The organism is Streptomyces sp. NPDC088747, assembly GCF_044751025.1.
Classification (GTDB): domain Bacteria; phylum Actinomycetota; class Actinomycetes; order Streptomycetales; family Streptomycetaceae; genus Streptomyces.
Genome location: NZ_JBIVKZ010000018.1, coordinates 175339 through 190635, shown reverse-complemented (window position 1 = coordinate 190635; position 15297 = coordinate 175339). Strand labels below are relative to the sequence as shown.

The 15297-nt window shown below is 73.0% G+C and carries 13 protein-coding genes and 2 pseudogenes; 8 read left to right on the top strand and 7 right to left on the bottom strand.

Annotated features, from left to right (window positions below; genetic code table 11):
* Window positions 1-8: 8 nt before the first annotated feature.
* From ACIP79_RS34100 to ACIP79_RS34085, 4 genes are read right to left on the bottom strand one after another with little or no spacing between them, the layout of a single operon-like run.
* On the bottom strand, window positions 9-1013 hold the full coding sequence (locus ACIP79_RS34100; RefSeq protein WP_401229650.1) for an ABC transporter permease: 1005 nt from the start codon (window positions 1011-1013) through the stop codon (window positions 9-11).
* Window positions 1010-2005 carry an ABC transporter permease gene (locus ACIP79_RS34095; protein WP_401229648.1) on the bottom strand — a complete coding sequence of 332 codons (996 nt, stop codon included), beginning with the start codon at window positions 2003-2005 and terminating at the stop codon, window positions 1010-1012. Before ACIP79_RS34095 ends, ACIP79_RS34100 begins: the two co-directional genes overlap by 4 nt.
* Window positions 2002-2922 (bottom strand): ABC transporter ATP-binding protein, encoded by a 921-nt coding sequence (locus ACIP79_RS34090; RefSeq protein WP_401229646.1) that lies wholly within the window; start codon window positions 2920-2922, stop codon window positions 2002-2004. The genes ACIP79_RS34095 and ACIP79_RS34090 overlap by 4 nt, the downstream gene beginning before the upstream one ends.
* The gene (locus tag ACIP79_RS34085) at window positions 2919-3308 is read right to left on the bottom strand and encodes a GntR family transcriptional regulator (RefSeq protein WP_383682131.1); all 390 of its coding nucleotides are present in this window, start codon (window positions 3306-3308) and stop codon (window positions 2919-2921) included. Before ACIP79_RS34085 ends, ACIP79_RS34090 begins: the two co-directional genes overlap by 4 nt.
* Window positions 3309-3439: 131 nt before the next feature.
* Between ACIP79_RS34085 and ACIP79_RS34080 the strand changes: the two genes are divergently transcribed.
* From ACIP79_RS34080 to ACIP79_RS34060, 5 genes are all read left to right on the top strand, one after another.
* Window positions 3440-3991, top strand: coding sequence for an RNA polymerase sigma factor (locus ACIP79_RS34080; protein ID WP_383682129.1), 552 nt, complete (start codon window positions 3440-3442; stop codon window positions 3989-3991).
* Complete coding sequence (locus tag ACIP79_RS34075; protein WP_401229642.1) at window positions 3988-4857, top strand: zf-HC2 domain-containing protein; 870 nt, start codon at window positions 3988-3990, stop codon at window positions 4855-4857. The genes ACIP79_RS34080 and ACIP79_RS34075 overlap by 4 nt, the downstream gene beginning before the upstream one ends.
* An 83-nt stretch (window positions 4858-4940) precedes the next feature.
* Entirely contained in the window at window positions 4941-5873 is a 933-nt protein-coding gene (locus tag ACIP79_RS34070) for an ABC transporter ATP-binding protein (protein WP_401229714.1), read from the top strand.
* Window positions 5870-7477, top strand: a complete 1608-nt coding sequence (locus tag ACIP79_RS34065) for an ABC transporter permease (RefSeq protein ID WP_401229639.1) — start codon at window positions 5870-5872, stop codon at window positions 7475-7477. Before ACIP79_RS34070 ends, ACIP79_RS34065 begins: the two co-directional genes overlap by 4 nt.
* 587 nt (window positions 7478-8064) lie before the next feature.
* Window positions 8065-8649 (top strand): ABC transporter, encoded by a 585-nt coding sequence (locus tag ACIP79_RS34060; protein ID WP_401229636.1) that lies wholly within the window; start codon window positions 8065-8067, stop codon window positions 8647-8649.
* Between the two features lie 107 nt (window positions 8650-8756).
* Here the strand turns inward: ACIP79_RS34060 and ACIP79_RS34055 are convergent, their stop codons facing one another.
* The 3 genes and pseudogenes from ACIP79_RS34055 to mshD form a co-directional block, all read right to left on the bottom strand.
* Window positions 8757-9032, bottom strand: a complete 276-nt coding sequence (locus tag ACIP79_RS34055; RefSeq protein ID WP_401229634.1) for a DUF6086 family protein — start codon at window positions 9030-9032, stop codon at window positions 8757-8759.
* A 103-nt stretch (window positions 9033-9135) separates the two neighbouring features.
* A pseudogene (locus ACIP79_RS34050) lies at window positions 9136-9198 on the bottom strand (hypothetical protein); the annotation flags it as partial.
* A gap of 600 nt (window positions 9199-9798) precedes the next feature.
* Window positions 9799-10725: a mycothiol synthase gene (gene mshD / locus ACIP79_RS34045; RefSeq protein WP_401229631.1), complete on the bottom strand. Its 927-nt coding sequence runs from the start codon at window positions 10723-10725 to the stop codon at window positions 9799-9801.
* Between the two features lie 179 nt (window positions 10726-10904).
* Here mshD and ACIP79_RS34040 point away from each other — a divergent pair, with 179 nt between their 5' ends.
* The 3 genes and pseudogenes from ACIP79_RS34040 to ACIP79_RS34030 all read left to right on the top strand — a co-directional run.
* A complete protein-coding gene (locus ACIP79_RS34040) occupies window positions 10905-12704 on the top strand; it encodes a bifunctional metallophosphatase/5'-nucleotidase (RefSeq protein WP_401229628.1) in 1800 nt (599 codons plus the stop codon).
* 284 nt (window positions 12705-12988) lie between these two features.
* Entirely contained in the window at window positions 12989-13111 is a 123-nt protein-coding gene (locus ACIP79_RS34035; protein ID WP_401229625.1) for a hypothetical protein, read from the top strand.
* Between the two features lie 85 nt (window positions 13112-13196).
* Window positions 13197-14918, top strand: a pseudogene (locus ACIP79_RS34030) (ABC transporter ATP-binding protein); the annotation flags it as partial.
* Window positions 14919-15297: the final 379 nt, after the last annotated feature.

Here is a 15297-nt window from a genome sequence, read left to right as displayed (position 1 = left end):
GCCGCTTGTCAGGCGGTACGCCGCTTCAGGGCCCGGAAGGTCAGGAAGACGGCGAGGGCGGCGACGGCGAGGAGTACGGCGGTCTCCGTGAGCTGGAGGGGCCAGAAGTGGGACGAGGGGTGGTGGACGGCGTAGAGGCCGGAGACGCCGTTCTCGCTCATGCACCTCCTGAGGTCGGCGCCCGTGCCGTCGAGGCAGGCGGGAGTCCGGGCCACCCGCTCGCCCGAGGTGAGGATCACACCCCGTTCCAGCAGTTCCGCGCTGTCCGGGACACGGGAGGCCGCGGCGCCCGTGACGGTCACCGCCGGCCACATGCTGTCCCGCAGGAGGTCCTCAAGGACCAGCAGGGCCACGGTGACGGCGACGGCCAGGCCCAGCGCGGGCAGCGTGCGGCGCAGCAGCATGCCGGCCAGGGCGCCCACCGCGAGGGCGCACAGGGCGGCGGCGACCGTGACGGTGCCGTTGGCGCGGAAGACGTCCGGCTCGTACCAGGCCTGGGCGAGGAGTTCGTGGCCGTCGTTCCACATCAGGCGGTGCAGGAGCACCAGCAGGGTGGTGCCGGCGGTGACCAGGGCGGCCGGCACGGCGAGCTGCGCCGCCAGCCAGCGCGCGGGGGTGACGGACTGCGTCCAGGCGAGGGCGGCCGTGCCGTTCTCCAGGTCGCGGGCGACGAGGGTGGCGCCCGCCCAATCGGCGACGAGGCAGGGCAGGTAGACGATGGCGGAGGTGGCGGTCGTGGCGATCAGGTCGTAGAAGCCGTAGGCCGGGCCGTCGAGCGCCGGGTCCACGCACGTCGGCTCCAGGGAGCACCGGGCCACCGTGCGGTTCCACTCCCGCACGCCGTCCGCGCCGGGGCCGTACGCCCACAGCAGGGCCGCCCCGGTCACCGTGACCAGTGCCGCCCATATCCACAGAGCGGTGCTGTGCACCCGCAGGGCGGTCCAGACCGTGCCGCGTGGCAGGAGCGGGGAGCGGCGCGGGGCGAGCGGGTGCGTGGCGGTGGCCGCGGTCATCGGCGCTCCTTGGCTGGGGTGAGTGGGCCGGTGTGGCGCTTCAGCAGGCGGAAGGCGAGGACGGCCGCGAGGGCGGTGAGGGCCAGCACGATGCCGGTCGCCGTGAGCTGGAGGGGCCAGTAGTGGGAGAAGGGGTGCGAGTCGGTGTAGTAGCCGACGGCGCCGAGGCGGTCGTAAAGGTCGCGGCACTCGGGGACCTCGCTGCTGCCGCAGTACGGGTTGGCGATCCGGGCGCCGGTGGAGGTGAGGAGGCCTTCGTCGACGGTGAGGCCCAGGCTCCTGGGGCTGTAGGCCGTGAGGTCGGTGACGGTCGTCACCGAGGGCCAGAGACGGGGGCGCGCGACGCCGACGGCCGCCCAGACGGCTCCCGTCGCCACGAGCGAGACGACGAGCGCGGCCAGGGAGCGGCGCAGTGCCAGTCCGGCGAGGGCGCCGGTGACCAGGCCGAACAGGGCGAAGGCGACCGTGGTCGGGCCGTTGGCGTGGAAGGTGAGGAGATCGGTCCAGGGCTTGGCGGTGTCGATCTTCCCGCGGCCCTTGGACCACACCAGGTTGTGCAGCAGCACCAGCACGCCGGTCCCGGCGGTGACGAGCGCGGCGGGGAGAGCCAGCTTGGCCGTCAGCCAGCGGGCCGGGGAGATGGACTGGGTCCAGGCGAGCTGCGCGGTGCCGCTCTCCATCTCCCGGCCGGTCAGTGAGGCGCCGGCCCAGGCGGCGACGAGGAACGGGACGAGGTTCACCGCGACGCTCATGTACTGCGTGAGCGACTTGTAGGTGAGGATCGCGTCCTGGTCGTAGGCGCAGGCGGCGCCCGTCATGTCGGAGCAGCCGTTCCACTGCCGCCATGCCGAGGCTGCCGCGTCCGTGAGCGGGCCGTAGAGCCACAGCAGCAGGCCTCCGGCGACGACGAGCAGGCCGGCCCAGACGTACAGGGCGGGGCGGTGCAGCCGCAGCATCACCCGGGTCATGGGGAGGGCGGAGACGGTGCTCATACGGCGTGCTCCTGGGCGGCGGGGCGGGTGGCGTCGAGGGACAGCGCGGGCACCTCGGGGCTGCGCAGATGCGCGAGGACCAGTTCCTCCAGGGAGGGCCGGTCGCCCCGCAGGTCGTCCGCGAGCGCGCCGCCGCGGCGTACGAGCGCGGTGAGCTGGCGTCCGGTGGTGCGGGACTCGACGACGGTGTGCGGGGTGAGGTCCCGGGCGGCGCCGGTGTCCGGGGCGAGCGCCGGGCCGGTGAGCAGGGTGTGCGCGTCGAGCAGGTCGTCCAGGCCGCCCGCGAGACGGACCCGGCCGCCGCCTATCAGGAGCAGGTGGTCGCAGGAGCCCTCCAGGTCGGCGACCACGTGCGAGGACATCACGACGGTGGTGCCGTGCTGGGCGGCCTCGGCCATCAGGGTGCCCATCAGCTCGTGGCGGGCCAGCGGGTCCAGGTCGGCCATCGGCTCGTCCAGGAGTAGCAGTTCGGGCCGCTTGCCGAGCGCGAGGGCGAGCGCGACACGGGTGCGCTGGCCGCCGGAGAGGGAGCGGATCCGGCTCTTGGGGTCGAGGTCGCCCCTGGCCACCACGCGCCCGGCGACCGAGGCGTCCCAGCGGGCCGGGTTGAGCTCCTGGCCCAGGCGGAGCGTCTCGCCGACGGTGAGCTGCGGGTAGAGCGGCTTGCTCTGCGCGACGTAGGCGACGCGCTCGCGGGCGGCGGCCGGGTGCGTGCCGAGCACGGTCAGCGAGCCCTCGGTGGGGGCGAGCAGTCCGGCGGCGTGCGCCAGCAGGGTCGACTTGCCCGCGCCGTTCGGTCCGACGACGGCACAGACGCGCCCCGCGGGGAGCCGGAAGGCGCACTCGCGCAGCGCCCAGTTCCCCCGCCGCCCGAACTTCTTGCCGAGGCCGGCCGCCTCCAAGGCGGTGTCCGTCATTCCTGGTCTCCCTTGCTGAACTGTTCGTCGAGTACGGCGGTGAAGAGCGCTGCCACGTCGTCGCGCTGGAGCCCCGCCTCGCGGGCACGGGCCGCCCAGGCGTCCAGTTCGGCGCTCAGCGGCGAGTCGGCCGGGGCGCTGCCCAGGGACCTGCGTACGAAGGTTCCGACGCCGCGTCTGGCCTCGACCAGGCCCTCGCGCTCCAGCTCGCGGTAGGCCTTGAGGACGGTGTTCGGATTGATCGCGGTGGCCTCCACGACCTCGCGGGCCGTGGGGAGTTTGTCGCCCGGTTCGAGCAGGCCCAGGCGCAGCGCCTGCTTCGTCTGCTGGACGATCTGGACGTATGTGGCGACACCGCTGCGCCGGTCGATGCGGTACTCCACCACTGCGTGACCACCCTTTCACTAGTTAACTAGTGAAAGGGTGGTCCATGAGGGTGTGCGGAGTCAAGTGCGGGATCTCGCGGGATCTTTCGGCGGGCGTGAACCGATCGGGGGAGCTCGTCCGATGAGGGAGCGTGAGGGAAACGAGAAGCGACGGGGAGCTGCTGCGGGCCATCGCGGCGGACGGTGACCGGCGCGCCTTCGAGGAGCTGTACCGGCGGTACGCGCCGTGGCTGACCGCGCGGCTGCGCGGCCGGTGCGCCGACGCCGGGGTCGTCGACGACGTCGTCCAGGAGACGTTCCTCGCCGTGTGGCGCGGCACCGCCCGCTACCGCGAGGAGGGCTCCACCGCGGACGCCGCCGGCTGGCTGTGGCGCATCGGCTCCCGGCGGCTCATCGACACCCTGCGCGGCGACGGCGCCCGCGGGCGGCTGCGGCAGGCGCTGTCCCGCCTGCGGCACCGGGACGAGGACTCCGCCGAGGAACGCGTCCTGGCCGGCGTCGAACACGGCGACCTCGCGGGAGCCCTCACCCGGCTCTCGCCCGAACTCCGCGCGGTCCTCCAGGCAACGGTGATCGACGGGCTCACCACCCGGGAAGCGGCCGTCCTGCTCGGCATACCCGCCGGCACGGTCAAGACGCGGGCACTGCGTGCGCGCAAGCAGTTGCGGGAGGCACTGGCATGAGCCGTAGCGAACTGACCTGGCATGTGCCGGAGGACGACCTCCGCGCCTACGCGCGGGGCGAGTTGACGCCCCCCCGGCTCTGGTCCGCCGACACCCACCTCGCCGCCTGCGCCCGGTGCAGGCAGGCGCTGGCCGCCGTGAGCGACCCGGTCGCGCTGGACACCGGCTGGGAGCGCCTGGACGCCGAACTGGACGCGCCGCGCCCGGGATCGGCCGAGTCGCTGCTCGTGCGGGCCGGTGTCGCCGACCACACCGCGCGGCTGCTCGCGGCCACCCCGGTGCTGCGCCGCTCCTGGCTGTTCGCGGTCACCGCCGTGCTCCTGATGACCGTGGCCGCCGCCCACTCGGTGGAGACCGGGGCCACCCCCAGGCTGTTCCTGGCCCTCACGCCGCTGCTCCCGCTCGCCGGGGTCGCGCTGTCGTACGGGCCCACGCTCGACCCGACGTACGAGATGGCCGTCGTCTCGCCGACGCACGGGTTCCGGCTGCTCCAGCTCCGTACCTTCGCCGTGCTCACCGTCGGCCTCGGCCTGAACGGGCTCGCCACCCTCGCACTGCCCTCCTACGGGCTGCGCGCGCTGGCCTGGCTGCTGCCCGCGCTCGCCCTCACCGGGACAGGGCTCGCGCTGACACCCCGCCTCGGTCCCGTCCTCGCGCCCTCGCTGGTCGGCGGCGCGTGGATCGCGCTGCTGCTGGCGGCGCGGGCCACCACCGCCGGACAGGCGACGCTCCCGCCGTTCACGGCGGCCGGCCAGACCGTCGCGGGGGTGGTCGCCGCGCTCGCCGTCGTCCTGCTCCACCTCCTGCGGGACCGGTTCGACCGGGCGCCCGCGCACGCCCCGTACCCCGGCGGGGGCGCCCAGTGACCTCCGGCCCCGTCTCCACCGACTCCTCCGTCTCCACCGGCTCGACCGACTCCTCCTCCTTCTTCGACAGGAGCGCCGTACGTATGACGCCCACCGTCTCCGCCTCCGGGCTGACCCTCCGCTACGGCAGAACCTTCGCCCTGGACGACGTCTCGCTGCGTCTCGGTGAGGGCGTCACCGGGCTGCTGGGGCCCAACGGGGCCGGAAAGACCACCCTGTTGAGGGTGCTCGCCACCGCCGTGCCCGCCGACCGGGGAGCCTTCACGGTGCTCGGGCACGACCCGGCCGGCGCGGCCGGACGCCTGGAGCTGCGGCGCGAGCTGGGCTATCTGCCGCAGGCCCCGGGCTTCCACGAGGACTTCTCCGCCTTCGAGTTCGTCGACTACGTGGCGATCCTGAAGGAACTCACCGACCGCGCCGCCCGGCACCGCGAGGTGCGCCGGGTGCTCGACGCCGTCGACCTGTCCGACGTACGGGGCAGGCGCCTCAAGAAGCTGTCCGGCGGCATTCGCCAGCGGGTCGCGCTGGCCGCCGCGCTCGTCGGCGACCCCGGCTTCCTCGTCCTGGACGAGCCGACCGTCGGACTCGACCCCGAACAGCGCATGCGCTTCCGCGAGTTGATCGCCCAGGCGGGAGAGGGGCGGACCGTGCTGCTGTCCACCCACCAGACCGAGGACGTCGCGATGCTCTGCCACCGCGTGATCGTCATGGCCCGCGGGCGCGTCCGCTTCGAGGGCTCCCCGGCCGAACTGACCGCGCGGGCGGCGGGCCGGGTGTGGAGCAGTACGGAACGCGACCCGGCCGCGCTCGCCGGCTGGCGAACGGGTACCGGCTCCTTCCGCAACGTCGGTGACCCGCCGCCGGACTCCGAGCTTCTCGAACCGACTTTGGAGGACGGCTACTTGCTCACTCTCGATGACGAGCGCGGTGGGAGCGGTGGGTCCGGTGTCGGCGACGAGGGCGGCGGCCGTGGCGGCCGTGGCGACCGTGGCGAGAGCGCGGGGGCGGTCGCATGAGCGGCACGACCGGGCTTGTCGGGGAGACGGCGCCCACGGGGGCGGAGCCGGCACCGGCACCGGCTCCGGATCCGGCTCAGCGGGCGGGCGGGTGGCGCGGGGCTGCCGCGGTGCTCGACCTCGCCCGTTTCGAGGCGCGCCAACTCCTGCTCCACATACCGGTGTTCGCTTTCCTCCTGATCTACCTCGCCGTCACCGGCTGGGGCCTGTTCAACGGCCGTGAGGGCATGGACGAGTTCCCGGTCCTCCAGGACGTCGACCGGGCCTCCCAGTCCGCCCCGCTGCTCCTCGGCGTCGCGCTGCTCATCTGCGTCAGCCGGACCGTGCTGCGCTCGCAACGGCGCGGTACAGACCGGCACTTCGACGTGCTGGTGATGGAACCGTGGCGGCGTACGGTGGCGCACGCGCTGTCCGTCGTGCCGTACGCGGCGTTCACCGCGCTCGTCGTCGCCTTCGAGATCGTCTGGGCCGCGCACAAGCCGGGCGTCGTCGGGCATCCCTCGCCCGCCGAACTGGCCGTGGGCCCGCTGGTCGTCCTCCTGTCCGGCGTCCTCGGTGTGCTGCTCGCGCGGCTGTTCCGCAACGGGTTCGCGGCCCCGCTCTTCGTCGTAGGCGTCGTCACCCTGCCCACCTTCGTGTCGTCTTCGGGCGCGGCGGGCTCGCACTGGCTGCAATGGCTGTCGCCGGTCGTCAGTGAGACGGGCGCCGACCCGTTGCCCTCCGATCTCCTGGGCCGGCCGGCCGGCTGGCACGCGCTGTATCTGGCGGGGCTCGTCGGGGTGCTGTTCTGCGCCGCGGTCCTCGTCAGCGGCGGCCGGGGCCGGGTCGTCCGAGCGGCCACCGTCGTCACCCTCGCCGCCACGGTCGCGGGTGTGGCCGGGCAGTCCCAGGGTGACTCGGCCGCCCTGCTTGCGGCCCGGACGGAGGCGTCCGTGCGCCCGGAGAAGTTCCAGACGTGCCACGAGTACGGCAGGTCGACGTACTGCGCCTTCCCCGAGTGGGATGCCCGCGCGGCCCTCGACTGGGCCCCGGTCGTCGACCGCGTCCAGGCGCTCGCGGGCGGCGCGGCGGGGGGTGAGCGGCTGACCGTACGGCAGCGGATCGAGGCCCGTTACGGCACGACCACCGACGCCGCGCTCGACTCGTCGACCACGCCGGGCACGGTGACCGTGGGCACCCGCTGGGGCGGCAACCGGGTTCCCGAGTTCGCCGTCGGGGTCGCCACGGTGCTGGTCGCGGGGAGCGAGGCGGCGGCCGTCGAATGGTGCGCCGGGGACGCTCGTGCGGTCACCGTCATGTGGCTGGCGCTCGGCGCCGACGCCGACCCGATGACCGCGTTCCGCAACGTCCGGCTCGGCGACGGCCTCGAAGGCCCCGACCTCGTCCTCGCCCCCACGGACGGCATCTCCCTGTCCACCGAACAGACCCGGATCGTAAGAGAGTTGCTGAACAAGCCCCGCTACAGCGTCATCCCCCGGGTGAAGTCCCACTGGACCGAACTCACCTCCCCGAACACGTCCGTCGCCCGGGTGGCCGACATCCTCGGCGTGCCCGCAGCGCCCGAGGGAACGGCTGACGCGTCGGAGGAGGAGCCGTGCGAGTAGTCGCCCCTGGCGGGGGCGCGCTTTTCAGCATGCCTGGTGGTGGTGAGGTCGGCGGGGTGCCCGGCGGTGGTGGACTCGGCGGGGAGTCAGGCGCCGGCAAACCCGGCGGGGCGCTCGGCGTCAGCGAGTCCCGCAGGGTGCCGGGTGCCGGTGAGCCCGGCAGGGGGCTCGGCGCCGGTGGACCCCGCACGGCGTCTGGCGCCGGCGAGTCCCGCGAGGTGCCCGGCGTCGGTGAGGCTGGCGGGGCTCCTGGCACCGGCGAGCCCCGCGAGGTGCCTGGCACTGGGGAGTGCGGCAGTGTGCCCGGCGTCAGCGAGTCCCGCAGGGTGCTTGGCGCTGGTGGCCCCGGCAGGGTGTCTGGCGTTGGTGAGACCGGCGTGGAGTCTGGCGTCGGGGGATCAGGCAAGGCGCCTGGCGTTGGCGAGTCCCGCAGGGTGCCGGGTGACGGTGAACCGGGCGAGATGTCCGGCGCCGGTGGACCCCGCAAGGCGTTCGGCGCCGGTGGACCCTCCCGGGGGCGTACGTACGCCGTGGTTCGTGCTCTTGTCCGGCCCGTGTGGCGTGGTCTGCCTCGCCGGGCGCCGGCGGTGGGGGCGGGTCTGGGGCTGCTGCTCGTCGGTGCTCCGTGGTTTCTGTCGGTCTCGCCGGAGACCTGGCCCGGCCTCGAAATGCTGCGGGCCGCCGCGCTCGCCTTCGGTCTGGGCCTGGCCTTCCTCTTGGACGACCCGGCCCGGAACACCACGTCGGTGGTGCCGACCCGGCGCCCGGTGCGGGTCGGACTGCGCGTGGCGCTCGCCGTCCCGCTCGCCGCGTTCTGGTGGACGGCCGCGCTGCTCCTCGTACCGCGGGACGCCCGGCCGCCCCTGGGCGCGGTCACCCTGGAGGTCGCCGCCGTCGCCGTACTCGCCCTGGCCGGCGCGTCACTGGCGGTCCGGTGCACGGACGCGGCGGAACCCGGCGTCGCCGTGTCGGGCGCCCTCCTCGGCGGCGGACTCACCGCGGCCTTCCTGCTCCCCCGCGGCTGGGCCCTGATCGTGCCGGCCGCCGACCCGCGCTGGACCGCCGCCCACGAACGCTGGGCGGCAGTCCTCCTCGTGGCCGCGCTGACAGCCGGCGCGGCCTGGCCGGAGCCCCTGCGACGACGGGCGGCGCGGGTCACCGGGCGGCGGTGAGGCGTTGTTGCCCCAAGGGGACGTCTCAGTGGGGGCGAGCAGGGGCAGAAATGTGCAGGCTGGGCCAGGGTGTCGGGTCGGCAAGGGGCGGTGGTCCCGGTGCCGGCTCAGCGGGCCATCCAGCGGTCCATCTCCCGTGCCCGGGCGTCCAGCGCGGTGACGGTGGTGGCCGACGCAATCCGGGGATTGCTGGGAACCTGCACGTCGCGGTGGACGCCACCACTCGCCTGGCCGGACTCCGGTTCGGGCATCTCCACCTCGATTCCCGCGCGCCGTGCGAGCGCGACCGCCGTCGCCACGAACCCTTCGGAGAGAGCGAGGACCACGGAGTGCCCCGTCCGGCAGTGCCAGACGACCAGGACGCGTGCGAACTCCGCGTACACGGCCGGATCGACCTCGAGGGTGTCCGGGTCGCCCCCAATGCTTGCCCTGGCCGATTCCCGAAGGCAGCCTGAGCTCCGCCTCGAAGACCTCGACCTGCCGGAGGAAGAGGCGTCCGGCACCGTTCGACGGGTTCCACAGGGTCCGGTCACCGAGGTCGAAGTACATGCTCATCGCCGATCCCCCTGCTCAGCTGCCCCGGCAAAGAGTAGGAGATCGTGCGGGTGGTGGGCACCTGGGTAAAACGGTGCCTCGGAGGACCGAAGCCCGTTGCTCCAGCATGGGCGGTGGGTGAGTCGTCGCCTCCTACCGCGGGCGGGCGGCCCGCGAGTTGCCCTCGGGCGGCGGAGGGCCGAGTCGTCGGCGTCCCGGTCCTCCGCCGGGCCAGGTCGTGAGAGTCCGGCCTCCCTGCCGCCCGGCGATTTGACGGTCCGGGAGCCCCTCCGGCGTGGGTGGGCCGTGGGGCACGGCTCGGAGGGGGTTGGTCCGTGACGGCTCGCCGATGTAGGCCGGGAGCCGTCGCCGCCCACCGCGGGCGGGTGGCCCGTGAGTTGTCCTCGGGTGGTGGACGGGCGAGTCGTCGGCGCCTCGCTCCTTCACCGGGCCGGGTTGCGAGAGCCCGGCCTCCCGGCCTCCCAGCGGCCCGGAGGCCGACGGGGCAGGCCCCCGCGGGCTCCGCCCCCCGGAGCCAGCGCTGGCGCCCCCCGGCGCCCCCCACCTGGAAAGCGGATCGGCACCCCCACACGCGCTACGCGCCCCCCACACCCCCTACGACTCCGTCCGATACATCAAATCCGTCTCGTAGGTGCGGAAGCCGAGGCGTTCGTAGACCGTGACCGCCGCCTTGTTGTCGGCGTCGACGTACAGCATCGCGGTGGGTAGACCCTGCGACGCGAGGTGGCGGAGGCCGATCGTGGTGAGGGACTTGCCGAGGCCGCCGCCCTGGGCGCCGGGGCGCACGCCGACGACGTACACCTCGCCGAGTCGCTCGCGCGCGTGCACCTTCGTCCAGTGGAAGCCGATCAGTTCGCCGTCGCGGAAGGCGAGGAAGAAGCCGGACGGGTCGAACCAGGGCTCGGCCATCCGGTCGTCCAGGTCGCGCTGGGAGAGGGAGCCCTGCTCGGGATGGTGGGCGAAGGCCTCGGCGTTCACGGCGAGCCAGGCGGCGTCGTCCCGGCCCGGCACGAACGCACGGACGTGCACTCCGTCGGGCAGCCTCGGCTCGGGCAGGTCGAGGTCGGTCAACGGCCGCCGCAGCTGGCGCAGTTCGCGGAAGAGGGAGAGCCCGAGGACCTGCGCGAGATGCCGCGCCGCGGCGTGCCCGCCGCGCGCCCAGACCCGCAGCCGCTTCCCGGACTCGGCGAGCAGCGCGGAGCCCAGCGCCCGCCCGTGCCCGTGCCCCCGGTGCCCCGGATGGACGACCAGTTCGGCGGCCGGCGCCTCCACGGGGTCGGTGTCCTCCAGCTGCGCGTACCCGACCAGTTCGTCGCCCAGGGACAGCAGCAGATGCCGTACGCCCGGACGGGAACCGCCCTTCAGATACAGGCGCCCCTGCTCGGACACCGCCTGCTGTCCGTCGGTGCCGGCGGCATCCGCGAGCAGCCGGAGCACCTCCTCGGCCTGGGCCGGGGAGAGCGCGGAAAGGGTCTCGATGGAGCGGGAGCGGCCGGGGTTCGCGGTGTCGTCGCTGGTCATGGATACGAGGGTACGGCGAGCCGAGCGGATGGACCGAGAGGCAACGGCAACCTCCCCGTAACCACGAACCCCCTGTTGCGCTACGCGCGTTGATTCTAAAGTGCCTGCAAAGCATCGGCCGTCGCACAGCTCCCTGAGCCACCCGGCTCCCGGAGCCCTCATCTCCCTGGGGGGAACCCATGTCGCCGACTTCCCGGCACAGACGTACCTACCGCATACTCGCCGGCGCCGCCGGACTGGCCACCGTCGGCGCCCTGGCCGCCGCAATGCCCGCGAGCGCCGGCCAGGACCGGGGGAGCGGCCACGGCCACCAGCCCACCGGCCGCTACCAGGACGTACAGCTGCTGTCCTTCAACGACCTGCACGGCAACCTGGAGGCGCCGTCCGGCTCCTCGGGCCGGGTGACCGAGGTGCAGGCGGACGGCACCACCAAGACGATCGACGCGGGCGGCGTGGAGTACCTCGCCACCCACCTGCGCGACGCCCGCCAGGGCAACAAGTACTCGATCACGGCCGCCGCCGGTGACATGGTCGGCGCCTCCCCGCTGATCTCCGGCCTCTTCCACGACGAGCCGACCATCGAGGCGCTGAACGGCCTCGACCTGGACGTCAGTTCGGTCGGCAACCACGAGTTCGACGAGGGCGCCACGGAACTGGCCCGCCTCCAGAACGGCGGCTGCCACCCGGTGGACGGCTGCTACAACGACGGCGAGAAGTTCGACGGCGCCAACTTCCCCTACCTGGCGGCGAACGTCACCAAGGAGAAGACCGGCAAGCCGATCCTCAAGCCCTACTGGGTGTGGAAGAAGAACGGCGTCAAGGTCGGCTTCATCGGCGTGACCCTGGAGGGCACGCCGAACATCGTCTCCGCCGAGGGCGTCAAGGGCCTGAAGTTCGGCGACGAGGTCGCCACGATCAACAAGTACGCCAAGGAACTCCAGCGGCAGGGCGTGAAGTCGATCGTCGCGCTGATCCACGAGGGCGGCGCGCCCGCCTCGACGGCGTACAACTACGACTGCGACAGCCCCGGCGCCGGTGACGGCATCTCCGGGCCGATCGTCGACATCGCCAAGAACGTCACCCCGGCCGTCGACGCGCTGGTCACCGGTCACACCCACCAGGCCTACGCCTGCACGATCGACGACCCGGCCGGCAAGCCCCGCACGGTCACCTCGGCCGCCTCCTTCGGCCGTCTCTACACGGACACCACGCTGACGTACGACCGCTGGACCGGTGACATCGCCCGTACGGCGGTGAAGTCCGCGAACCACGTGGTGACGCGTGACGTGGCGAAGGCCGCCGACATGACCGCCCTGATCGACCGGTGGAAGCTGCTCTCCGCCCCGATCGCCTCGCGCCCCATCGGCTACATCGCCGGTGAGATCCCGAGCACCGGCACCGAGTCCCCGCTCGGCGACCTGATCGCCGACGCGCAGCTCGCGCACGCCAAGTCCCTCGACCCCGGGGCCGACATCGCGGTGATGAACCCGGGCGGTATCCGCGCCGGGCTCACCTACGCGGCCAGTGGCGGGGAGGGCGACGGGGTGGTGACCTTCGGCGAGGCGTACACGGTCCAGCCGTTCGCCAACACCGTCAACCTGGTCGACCTCACCGGCGCCCAGGTGATCACCGCGCTCCAGCAGCAGGTCAGCGGCCTGAACGAGGCCTCCCCGAAGATCCTCCAGATCTCCGCGGGGCTCACCTACACGCTGGACCTGACCAAGACGGGCGCCGCGCGCGTGGTCGCCGACTCGGTCAGGCTCAACGGCGCGGCCATCGACCCGGCCGCCACCTACCGCGTCGCGATGAACTCCTTCCTCGCGGGCGGCGGCGACGGCTTCGCGGCGCTGGGCCAGGGCTCCAACGTCCTCGTCGGCAGCGACGACCTCGCCGCCCTTGAGGCCTATCTGACGGCCAACTCCTCGGCAGCCACGCCGTATCCGGTGCCGGCCGCCGACCGGATCACGATCGTGAAGTAGTGATCGTGACGTAGTGATCGTGAAGTAGCACCGCTCGACCAGGGAAAGCGGGGCCGGTACGCATATGCGTACCGGCCCCGCTTCTTTTATAAGTTATGTGTGAGTGGACGGTTGGTTCCCGTTGCGGCCTTAGAAGTGTTTTCAGATGCAATTCACTGAGGTCTAAGGCAAATTGGCGATTTCGGGTTTCGGGGTCCCGTAGTGTTTTCCATGTCGAAAGCGAACAGCGCTTACGGCAAAAGCAAATCAGCACTGCGAACTCGCAGCGGACAAGGGAGAACCCCATGAGCTTCCACAAGATCACCCCGGTCAAGAAGTCCCGCAAGGCCGCCCCCAAGGCCGCGCCGAAGAAGACGGCCGCGAAGAAGCCCGCCGCCAAGCGCCCCGTGGGCAAGCAGGGCCGCTAGCAGCCGCTGCGAGGCGGGGTCACCGGAATTCTCCGGTGACCCCGCCTCGGCCGTGTTCCGGACCGGAAAGGAAAGGTGAGTTGATATGCGGGAAGTAAGGGAGGCGTTCACGCGGTTCTGGCCGCTGACGCGCGGCGACCGTAAATGGCTGGTGCTGATCATCGGCTGCGTGATCGTGGCCGCGCTCGCCGAGACGGCCTCGATCCTGCTCTTCGCGGAGCTCACCGACACCGCCCTGAAATACGGCAGCCTCGCCAAGTTCTGGGGACCCGCGGCCGGTTGGCTCGCCGTCGCCGTGCTCGGCGCGGTCGTCGGCTATCTCGGCAACTCGCTCGCCGTGTGGACCGCCGAGAGATTCGTCCTGCGACTGCGCGCGAGTGTCTTCCGCCACATCCAGGAACTGCCCCCCGACTTCTTCCAGAGGCACCGCAGGGGCGACCTGGTCGAGCGCCTCACCGGAGACGTCGAGGCCATCGAACAGATGGTGGTCTCCGGCGTCGTCGGCACCGTCTCCGCCGCCTTCTCGGCCGTCTTCTACGCCGCCGCCGCGCTCTGGCTCCGCTGGGACCTCGCCCTCGTCACCTTCCTCCTGGCCCCGCTCTTCCTGGTCGCCGCGCGCCGCTTCGCCGGCCGTGTCAGGTCGTCCTCCCAGGAGGAACGCACCGCCGACGGCGCGATCACCTCGGTCGTCGAGGAGTCGCTCGGCAACATCGTGCTGACCCAGGCCTACAACCGGCGCCGCGCCGAGGAGAAGCGGCTCGACACCGAGGCCAGGGCCTGGATGCGCGCGAGTGTGCGCGGGGCGCGGGCGAGCGAGATGTACGAGCAGTTCGTCGAGGTCGTCGAGACGCTGTGCGTGCTCGCGGTGATCGGCCTGGGCGTCTGGGAGATCGCCCAAGGGCGCATGTCGCTGGGCCAGTTGCTCGCCTTCGCCGCCTTCCTCGGCTATCTGTATCCGCCGGTACGCAGCCTGGGCCAGCTCGGTCTGACGCTCACCGCCGCGACCGCGGGCGCCGAGCGGCTGGCGGAGATCCTGGACACCGAGCCCGCCGTCACCGACCCCGCCGACCCGGTTCGGGCCTGGCCCGTACGCGGCTGGGTCAGCCTGCACGGCATCTCGTTCCGCTACCCGGGCGCCGGGCGCGAGTCCCTCCACGACGTGAGCCTCACCGCGGCGCCCGGCGAACTCGTCATCGTCACCGGCCCGAGCGGCGCCGGGAAATCGACCCTCTCCAAACTCCTCACGCGCTTCTACGACCCCTCCTCGGGCGTGATCTGCCTGGACGGGGTCCCGCTGACCGACGTACCCCTGGAGTTCCTGCGCGAGAACGTCGCGCTGCTGCCTCAGGAGACCCTCGTCCTGAACGGCACGATCCGCGAGAACATCGCGTGCGGGCGCCCCGGGGCGAGCGAGGCGGAGATCCGGCGGGCCGCGGCCGACGCCTTCGCGCACGACTTCGTCAGCGCGCTCCCCGACGGTTACGACACGCCCATCGCCCCCGGCACGGCCACCCTCTCCGGCGGCCAGCTCCAGCGGCTGGCCATCGCCCGCGCCATGCTGCGCGGCGCGCCCGTCCTCGTCCTCGACGAACCCACCACCGGCCTCGACTCCGTCGCCGCGCGCCGGGTGGTGGGCCCGCTGCGCCGGCTGATGGCGGGCCGCACGACCATCATGATCACGCACGACCTGAGCCTGGCCCCCGACGCGGACCGCATCCTCGTCGTGGACGCCGGCCGGCTGGTGGAGACGGGCACGCACGAGGAACTGATGAAGCGAGACGGCACCTACGCCCGCCTGGCGACACCGGGGGCAAGCGCCCCGACCCCGCCACCCGGCCGTCCGGCTCCGCAACCGGGCCGTCCGGTCCCGGAACCGGGCCACCCGGCTCCGCAACCCGCCTGTCCGGCGCCGGAAGCCGGCCGTCTGGCTCCGCGATCCGGCCGTCCGGCCCCGGAACCTGGCTGGCAGGCTCCACAACCCGGCCGTCCGGCACCGCCATCCGGCCGACTGGCACCGGAACATGGCCGACTGGCACCGGAACCCGGCTGTCCGGTCCCGCAACCCGGCCGTCCAGCCCCGGCGCTCGGCTTTCTGGCACCGGAACCCGGGTGTCCGGCCGCGCAACCCGGCTGTCCGGCCCTGCAACCCGGCTGTCCGGTCCCGGAACCGGGTCATCCGGCCCCGG

Coding starts and splice junctions, on each gene's coding strand:
- ACIP79_RS34100 (WP_401229650.1), bottom strand. CDS start 1,013: ATGACCGCGGCCACCGCCACGCACCCGCTCGCCCCGCGCCGCTCCCCG.
- ACIP79_RS34095 (WP_401229648.1), bottom strand. CDS start 2,005: ATGAGCACCGTCTCCGCCCTCCCCATGACCCGGGTGATGCTGCGGCTG.
- ACIP79_RS34090 (WP_401229646.1), bottom strand. CDS start 2,922: ATGACGGACACCGCCTTGGAGGCGGCCGGCCTCGGCAAGAAGTTCGGG.
- ACIP79_RS34075 (WP_401229642.1), top strand. CDS start 3,988: ATGAGCCGTAGCGAACTGACCTGGCATGTGCCGGAGGACGACCTCCGC.
- ACIP79_RS34070 (WP_401229714.1), top strand. CDS start 4,941: ATGACGCCCACCGTCTCCGCCTCCGGGCTGACCCTCCGCTACGGCAGA.
- ACIP79_RS34065 (WP_401229639.1), top strand. CDS start 5,870: ATGAGCGGCACGACCGGGCTTGTCGGGGAGACGGCGCCCACGGGGGCG.
- mshD (WP_401229631.1), bottom strand. CDS start 10,725: ATGACCAGCGACGACACCGCGAACCCCGGCCGCTCCCGCTCCATCGAG.
- ACIP79_RS34040 (WP_401229628.1), top strand. CDS start 10,905: ATGTCGCCGACTTCCCGGCACAGACGTACCTACCGCATACTCGCCGGC.
- ACIP79_RS34035 (WP_401229625.1), top strand. CDS start 12,989: ATGAGCTTCCACAAGATCACCCCGGTCAAGAAGTCCCGCAAGGCCGCC.